5 protein-coding genes are annotated in these 7,329 nt (G+C 60.7%); 3 read left to right on the forward strand and 2 right to left on the reverse strand.

The annotated features are described in order from the left end of the window. Positions 1 to 117: 117 nt before the first annotated feature. The gene (locus tag B5G28_RS02520) at positions 118 to 1,728 is read left to right on the forward strand and encodes a peptide chain release factor 3 (RefSeq protein WP_087246125.1); all 1,611 of its coding nucleotides are present in this window, start codon (positions 118 to 120) and stop codon (positions 1,726 to 1,728) included. A gap of 784 nt (positions 1,729 to 2,512) precedes the next feature. Here B5G28_RS02520 and B5G28_RS02525 read toward each other — a convergent pair. Both B5G28_RS02525 and B5G28_RS02530 read right to left on the reverse strand, forming a co-directional pair. Next, the gene (locus tag B5G28_RS02525; protein WP_087246127.1) at positions 2,513 to 3,058 is read right to left on the reverse strand and encodes a helix-turn-helix domain-containing protein; all 546 of its coding nucleotides are present in this window, start codon (positions 3,056 to 3,058) and stop codon (positions 2,513 to 2,515) included. A 119-nt stretch (positions 3,059 to 3,177) separates the two neighbouring features. After that, positions 3,178 to 3,636, reverse strand: coding sequence for an Lrp/AsnC family transcriptional regulator (locus tag B5G28_RS02530; RefSeq protein WP_087246129.1), 459 nt, complete (start codon positions 3,634 to 3,636; stop codon positions 3,178 to 3,180). Positions 3,637 to 3,780: 144 nt separating this feature from the next. Here B5G28_RS02530 and B5G28_RS02535 point away from each other — a divergent pair, with 144 nt between their 5' ends. Together B5G28_RS02535 and B5G28_RS02540 are read left to right on the forward strand one after the other, a co-directional pair. Beyond that, entirely contained in the window at positions 3,781 to 5,145 is a 1,365-nt protein-coding gene (locus B5G28_RS02535; RefSeq protein WP_087246131.1) for an MATE family efflux transporter, read from the forward strand. Positions 5,146 to 5,360: 215 nt separating this feature from the next. After that, a complete protein-coding gene (locus tag B5G28_RS02540) occupies positions 5,361 to 7,076 on the forward strand; it encodes an ammonium transporter (RefSeq protein ID WP_087246133.1) in 1,716 nt (571 codons plus the stop codon). Positions 7,077 to 7,329 lie beyond the last annotated feature (253 nt).

A 7,329-nucleotide genomic window follows, 5' to 3' on the forward strand; every position in this document is an offset into this window, starting at 1 on the left:
GTGTGTTTTTTTAGGAACAGAATCCAACAGACAGGAGAACCACCCATGTAAATCCCGGTGCATCTCGAAGCTATGCAGCCTTTTTATAGAGATTGACAGAGAAAGACAAGAGGTACTATGACAAATCGCGAAGAAATCGAACGCCGCCGCACGTTCGCTATCATCAGCCACCCCGACGCAGGTAAGACCACCCTCACCGAAAAGCTCCTGCTCTACGGCGGAGCCATCAACCAGGCCGGCTCGGTCAAGGGCAAGCAGAGCGCCCGCCACGCCGTGTCGGACTGGATGGACATCGAGAAGCAGCGCGGCATCTCGGTCACCTCGTCGGTGCTGCAGTTTGATTACGCCGGCAAGTGCGTCAACATTCTGGACACCCCGGGCCACCAGGACTTCTCGGAGGACACCTACCGCACCCTGATGGCGGCCGACTCGGCGGTCATGGTCATCGACGCCGCCAAGGGCGTCGAGGCCCAGACCATCAAGCTGTTCAAGGTCTGCACCCTGCGGCACATTCCTATCTTTACCTTCATCAACAAGATGGACCGGGAAGCCCGGGATCCCTTTGAGCTGATGGAGAACATCGAGGAAATTCTGGGCATCAAGACCTTCCCCATGAACTGGCCCATCGGCTGCGGCAAGGACTTCAAGGGCGTCTTTGACCGGATGCGCCGCAAGGTCCTGGCCTTTGAGAGCGACGGCCGCGCCAACGGCGTCAAGAAGGTGGACGAGATCACCCTGGAGCTGGGAGATCCCGGCCTGGACGAGCTGCTGACCCCCTATCTGCACCAGCAGCTGGTGGACGAAATCGAGCTTCTGGACGGCGCCGCCGAGGAGTTCGATCTGGACAAGGTTCTGCGGGGCGAGCTGAGCCCGGTGTTCTTTGGTTCGGCTCTGACCAACTTTGGTGTGGAGCCCTTCCTGCAGGAGTTCCTGCGTCTGACTCCCACCCCGCTGGCCCGTGTGGACAGCCTGACCGGCGAGGCCGTGGACCCCTGCCGTGAGGAGTTCTCGGGCTTCATCTTCAAGATTCAGGCCAACATGAACAAGGCACACCGGGACCGCATTGCCTTTATGCGGATTTGCTCGGGCAAGTTCGAGCGCGGCATGGACGCCTATCACGTCCAGGAGGGCAAGAACATCAAGCTGGCCACCGGCACCCAGCTGATGGCCCAGGACCGTGCCATTGTGGACGAGGCCTATGCGGGCGACATCATCGGCCTGTTTGATCCGGGCATCTTCTCCATTGGCGACACCCTGTGCACCGGCAAGAAGAAGGTTCAGTTTGCAGGCATTCCCACCTTTGCGCCCGAGCATTTTGCACGCATCGAGCAGAAGGACACCATGAAGCGCAAGCAGTTCGTGAAAGGCATGGAGCAGATCGCCCAGGAGGGCGCCATCCAGATTTTCCGCGAAGTGGGCGGCGGCATGGAGGAAGTTGTGGTTGGCGTCGTGGGCGTTCTGCAGCTGGAAGTGCTGGAGTACCGTCTGAACACCGAGTACAACGTGGAAATCCGGATGCAGCATCTGCCCTTTGAGCAGATTCGGTGGATTCAGAACGATCCCGACACCTACACCCTGCGGGATCTGGATCTGACCAGCGACACCAAGCCGGTGGAGGACATGCGCGGAAACCGTCTGCTCCTCTTCACTTCCGAGTGGGCTGTCCGCTGGGCCACCGACCACAACGAAGACCTCAAGCTCAGCGAATTCGGCAACATCGACACCTAAACCCCGCTTTTTCGAGAAAAAGCTTGGCAAAAAGCTTTTCACTGGGTACCATACACTCTGGCCGCTCTTTATAAAGTGACAACGGGTTGCAGGCTATGCCGCGCTCACGTTACGTCCGGGCTGCGCCCGAGTACGATGCAAAGTTCGTCATAGACGGATTTTTTCTGTCCCTATGACAAAAACAGCGGCCGCGTCCAATAGCAAGTACACCGAAGTGTGTCCTGCGGCAGAAACAGCCGAGGCGGAGCAGGGGCAAGCACACCGAAGCGCGTCCAGTGGACGAAGCAGCGAGGTGTGCTTGGCGCCGCAGTCTGAATTTTCAAGCATCATTTTGATGCGCCGAAAATTCAGGGAACCGCAAGAGGACAGCGGTCTGTCTTTTGCAAGGGCGCGGCGACGCCCGAAGCAAAAGCAGGGCACCGCAACCCGGAGCCGCGCTCCCAATTTTCGCAAGAGACACGAACGGCGACCGCATCCAGTGAACAAAGCAGGGAGCCTCGTCCCATGGCCTCCTTTTAATCCGTAGGTCGTGGCCGGCAGTGCTCTCCCTCTTTTAATCATAAGAAAATCCCCGCTCCGGTTGGAACGGGGATTTTTTCGGGCTGTTTTCAATTTCGGTTTCAAGCGGGCGAGGATTTATTCCTTTTCCGCTTAAATCCTGCCATGCCGTCTCCGGCGGGGCAGGGAAGAGGGATTTCTCCGATCAAGCCAATGTTTACAAGGCGTATAAATACAGATTGTATAGGGGCAACATTTCTCCATCCGCTCCCATTTGGAATATCATTCAGGCGCCGGGGTCTGTCTTTTTGTCAAAAAAGCGGCCCAAAACCTTCATCTTGACCCGATGGAAGAGTTTGCCCCAGGGGCCGGTGAGAAGGGCGAAGGTCAGCAGAATCCCCCAGGCCAGCCCCAGCACAAAGCCTGCCGCCGCTGCGGCCAGTCCATTGTCCGCAAAGCCCAGGCTTTCCAGCACCATGTACACCCCCAGAGCCGCCACACCCAGCCAGGCGCTCCAGTGGATATTGCGGGTAATCCGCCGGTTGATCTCCTCCGAATAGCCCGCCGCCTTCAGCAGGGTATCGCGGGCTTCGCTGTCGGGGTCCTGGGTCGGGGTCTGGGGCCGCCGCTCTCCGTCCAGAAGCTCCCGCAGTCCCACCCCGTAAAAATCCGCCAGCGCCAGCAGGATACTCAAATCGGGCAGGTTGGACCCGGTTTCCCACCGGGACACCGTCCGGCTGGACACCTGCATCTGACCGGCCAGCTGTTCCTGGGTCAGGCCCTTCTCGGCCCGCAGGGCCTTGAGAAAGGCCCCGATCTTCTTTTGATCCATTGCGCCGCCTCCTTTTTACCCCATCATACCACAGCGCCCCGCCCAAAACCAGGACACAAACCGGGAACCGTCCAATTTTCCACCGGACACGGTGTGTCGGGTGGAAAAAGTTGCGCTTTTTACAGTCGCAGGCCTTTAATATCCTTGATGCGGGACAAAATGGTATTGCAGCTGCAGCTCACCACCCCCGGCAGCGGGTCGATAACCTCCCGGATCAGGGTTTCCATTTCCTCGCCCGAGGCCGCCACCGCGTGGACGTGGAGTTTATCTTTGCCGGTGACCCGGTAAATCTGGGTAATGGTTTCGTTGTCCGCCAGACGCCGGGTCACCTCGGCCAGGGCGTCGGGCCGGGTCTCGATCTCAAAATAGCAGGACACCGCCCCGCTGATCTTCTGGGGATTGATGATGGTGGTGTATTCCTCAATGACTCCCCGCTGTTCCAGGGCCTGAATTCGGGCTTTCACCGCCACCCGCGAAATCCCCACCGCCTGCCCGATGTCGGAATAGGACATCCGGGCGTTTTCGATCAGCAGCCGGACAATCTGCTGGTCCAGCGCGTCCAACCCCTCCAGAAACATACGCAAAACGCCTCCCTCATGTGGTTTTTTCCACAGTATACCACCCCATCCCCAAAAAAGAAACCGCCCGTTGACACCGCCGCGCCCCGGCGCTATAATGGGTTTCGAAACGTAAGTTATAACTTTCGGTTTGGAGGTAACGCCATGAATCAGGACTTGACCCGGGGGCCAGTCATGCGGTCGATGCTGCTGTTTGCCATCCCCATGATTTTGGGGAATCTGCTGCAGCAGTGCTATAACGTGGCCGACACCCTGATTGTGGGCCGGTTCGCCGGGACCGACGCCCTGGCCGCCGTGGGTTCCTCCTATTCTCTGATGACCTTTCTGACCTCCATCCTGCTGGGCCTGTGCATGGGCAGCGGGGCCCTGTTCTCCATGCGGTTCGGCCGCCGGGACGAGGCGGGCCTGCGGGAGAGTATTGTTTCCTCTTTTGTCCTCATCGCCGGGGTGGCGGTGGTCCTCAATCTGGTGTCTTTCGCCTGTCTGGACTGGATTCAGGTCTTTCTCCAGGTGCCGGACCAGGTGTGGGGGCTGATGCGGGCCTATCTGGTGGTGATTTTTGCCGGAATTCCCGCCATCTTTTTGTACAACTATTTCGCCTCTTTCCTGCGGGCGGTGGGGAACAGCGTGGCGCCCCTGGCCTTTCTGGCGGTGTCCGCCTGCCTGAATATCGCCCTGGATCTGTGGTTTGTGCTGGGTCTGGGCCGGGGCGTGGCCGGCGCCGCCGAGGCCACCGTCATTGCCCAGTACGTCTCGGGGGTGGGCATCACCCTCTATGCCCTGGCCCGGTGCCCCCAGTTCCGGGGCCTGCGGCCCTATCTGCGGGTGCGGGGCAGCTGCCTGCGGGAGGTGGCCAGCTATTCCTTTCTGACCTGCATCCAGCAGTCGGTGATGAACCTGGGCATTCTGATGGTGCAGGGCCTGGTGAACAGTTTCGGCCCCACCATCATGGCCGCCTTTGCCGCCGCCGTCAAGATTGATTCCTTCGCCTATCTGCCGGTGCAGGACTTCGGCAACGCTTTTTCCACCTTCATTGCCCAGAACTACGGTGCCAAAAAGGCCGACCGCATCCGCGCCGGGCTGAAAGGGGCGGTGGTGACCTCCATGGGCTTTGGCGTGGTGCTGTCGGCCCTGGTGTGGGTCTTTGCCGAGCCCCTGATGGGCCTGTTTGTGGAGGCAGGAGAGGTGGCCGTCATCCAGGCCGGCGTCCTCTATCTCCACATCGAAGGGGCGTTTTACTGCGGAATCGGCTGTCTGTTCCTCCTCTACGGCCTGTATCGCGCCCTGGGCCGCCCCGGAATGAGCGTGGTTCTCACCGTCATCTCTCTGGGCACCCGGGTGGCCCTGGCCTACCTCCTGTCGGCCATCCCCGCCATCGGGGTCAGCGGCATCTGGAGCGCCGTGCCCATCGGCTGGTTTTTGGCCGACGCCGCCGGCGTGGGCTACTATCTGCTCCGCAAAAACCGCCTGCTGGCCTGGCCGGAGGAGGGGGAGACCCCTCGTTCCTGACCCCCGATTTCCCGTCGAAGTCCCCAAAAATACGGTCCTGCGCGGGGCGGCGGACGGGCAAGACACCGAAATTCACTGCTGTGAATCAATTTTTGCTTGACCTCGCGGTCGGGCTGTGCTACCATAAGCGCAACAAACCAGATGGCAAAGGCGCCGGGCGGAACATTCCGCCCGGCGCCTTTGTCGTTTGAGGGGTTAGAAAGGGGTTTTGATTCATGTACAATTCTGCGGACGTCACCTGGACGCTGGTTGCAGCGTTCATGGTCTTTTTCATGCAGGCCGGCTTCGCCTTGTGCGAGGCAGGACTCACCCGGGCCAAAAATACCGGCAATATTCTCATGAAGAATATGATGGATTTTTGTATCGGGACACCCTGCTTCTGGATCGTGGGCTTCGGCCTGATGTTCGGCGGCACCGGCGCGCTGATCGGCGGGTTTGACCCCTTCATCCGGGGCAGCTACGACTTCGGCGGCCTGCCTCTGTGGGTGTATGTGGTATTCCAGACGGTGTTCTGCGCCACCGCCGCCACCATCGTGTCCGGCTCCATGGCCGAGCGCACCAAGTTCAGCGCCTACTGCGTTTACTCGGCGGCCATCAGCCTGATTGTCTATCCCATCTCGGGCCACTGGATCTGGGGCGGCGGCTGGCTGGCACAGCTGGGCTTCCATGATTTTGCGGGCTCCACCGCAGTCCACTTTGTGGGCGGCATCACCGCCTGCCTGGGCGCCTGGATGCTGGGTCCCCGGATCGGCAAATACGGCAAGGACGGCAAGGCCCGGGCCATTCCCGGCCACAACCTCACCGCCATGGCTCTGGGCGTGTTCATCCTGTGGTTCTGCTGGTTCGGCTTCAACGGCGGTTCCACCGTCAGCATGACCGGCGACGACACCATGATTTCCGCCGGCCTCATCTGCTTCAACACCAACCTGGCCGCCGCTCTGGCCACCGTGGCCGCCCTCATCACCACCTGGGTCCGCTACGGCAAGCCGGACGTCTCCCTGACCTTCAACGGCGCCCTGGCCGGCCTGGTGGCCATCACCGCCGGCTGTGACATGGTGGACCCCTACGGCGCCGCCATCATCGGCATTGTGGCCGGCATCCTCTGCGTGTTCTCGGTGGAGTTCTTCGACAATGTGGCCAAGATCGACGACCCTGTGGGCGCTGTCTCGGTCCACTTCGCAAACGGCGCCTGGGGCACTCTGGCCACCGGCCTGTTCTCCACCAGCCAGGGCGTATTCTACGGCCATGGCTTCCGCTTCTTCGGCATCCAGGTGCTGGGCCTGGTGAGCGTGGCCGCCTGGGTTCTGGTGTCCATGTTCATCATCTTCACCCTCATCAAGAAAACCATCGGCCTGCGGGTCAGCGAAAAGGAAGAAATCGACGGTCTGGACATCCATGAGCACGGCCTGACCAGCGCTTACGCCGGCTTCGCCATCAGCGACGCCACCCACGCCGACCTGGACGTGAACGAAAACACCGATCTGGGCGAGGACGACATCGCCAAGGCCAGCCCCGCCCAGGTGGCGGCGGCCGTCAAGGTCCAGCGGGAAGCTCCGCTGCCCGCCAGCCTGGACACCGGCATGCACAAGGTGACCATGATTGTCCAGCTGGCCAAGTTTGACGCCCTGAAGCAGGCCCTGAACAAGGTGGGCGTCACCGGCATGACGGTGACCCAGGTCATGGGCTGCGGCCTCCAGAAGGGAAGCGGCACCAAGTACCGCGGCGCCGAGGTGGACGCCACCCTGCTGCCCAAGGTCAAGGTGGAAGTGGTGGTCAGCAAGATCCCGGTGGACACCATCATCGACGCTGCCACCAAAGCCCTGTACACCGGCCACATCGGCGACGGCAAGATCTTTGTCTACAACGTGGCCAAGGTGGTCAAGGTCCGCACCGGCGAGCAGGATTATGCCGCCCTGCAGGACGTAGAGTAACGTTTCTCTGTTCCTTTCCCGCAAGGGAAACCATCCATTTCCTCTGAAAAGGGCCCTCGTTCCGCGCTGTGGACGGGGGCTCTTTTCTGCAATCAAAAAAGGCAGGCCCCGGTGGGGATCTGCCTCAAACTGTCAAAAAAGTCCCGGCCGGACGACATGTGCGTACGGCTGGGACACCTACAGGGAAATTTGCCGCAGAGAGTGTGCGAGGCCGCAAGGCCGAGTGCGCGGTTCTGCGGCAAATTTTGTCCCC

The sequence above is a fragment of the Faecalibacterium sp. An77 genome, assembly GCF_002161315.1.
GTDB lineage: Bacteria > Bacillota > Clostridia > Oscillospirales > Ruminococcaceae > Faecalibacterium.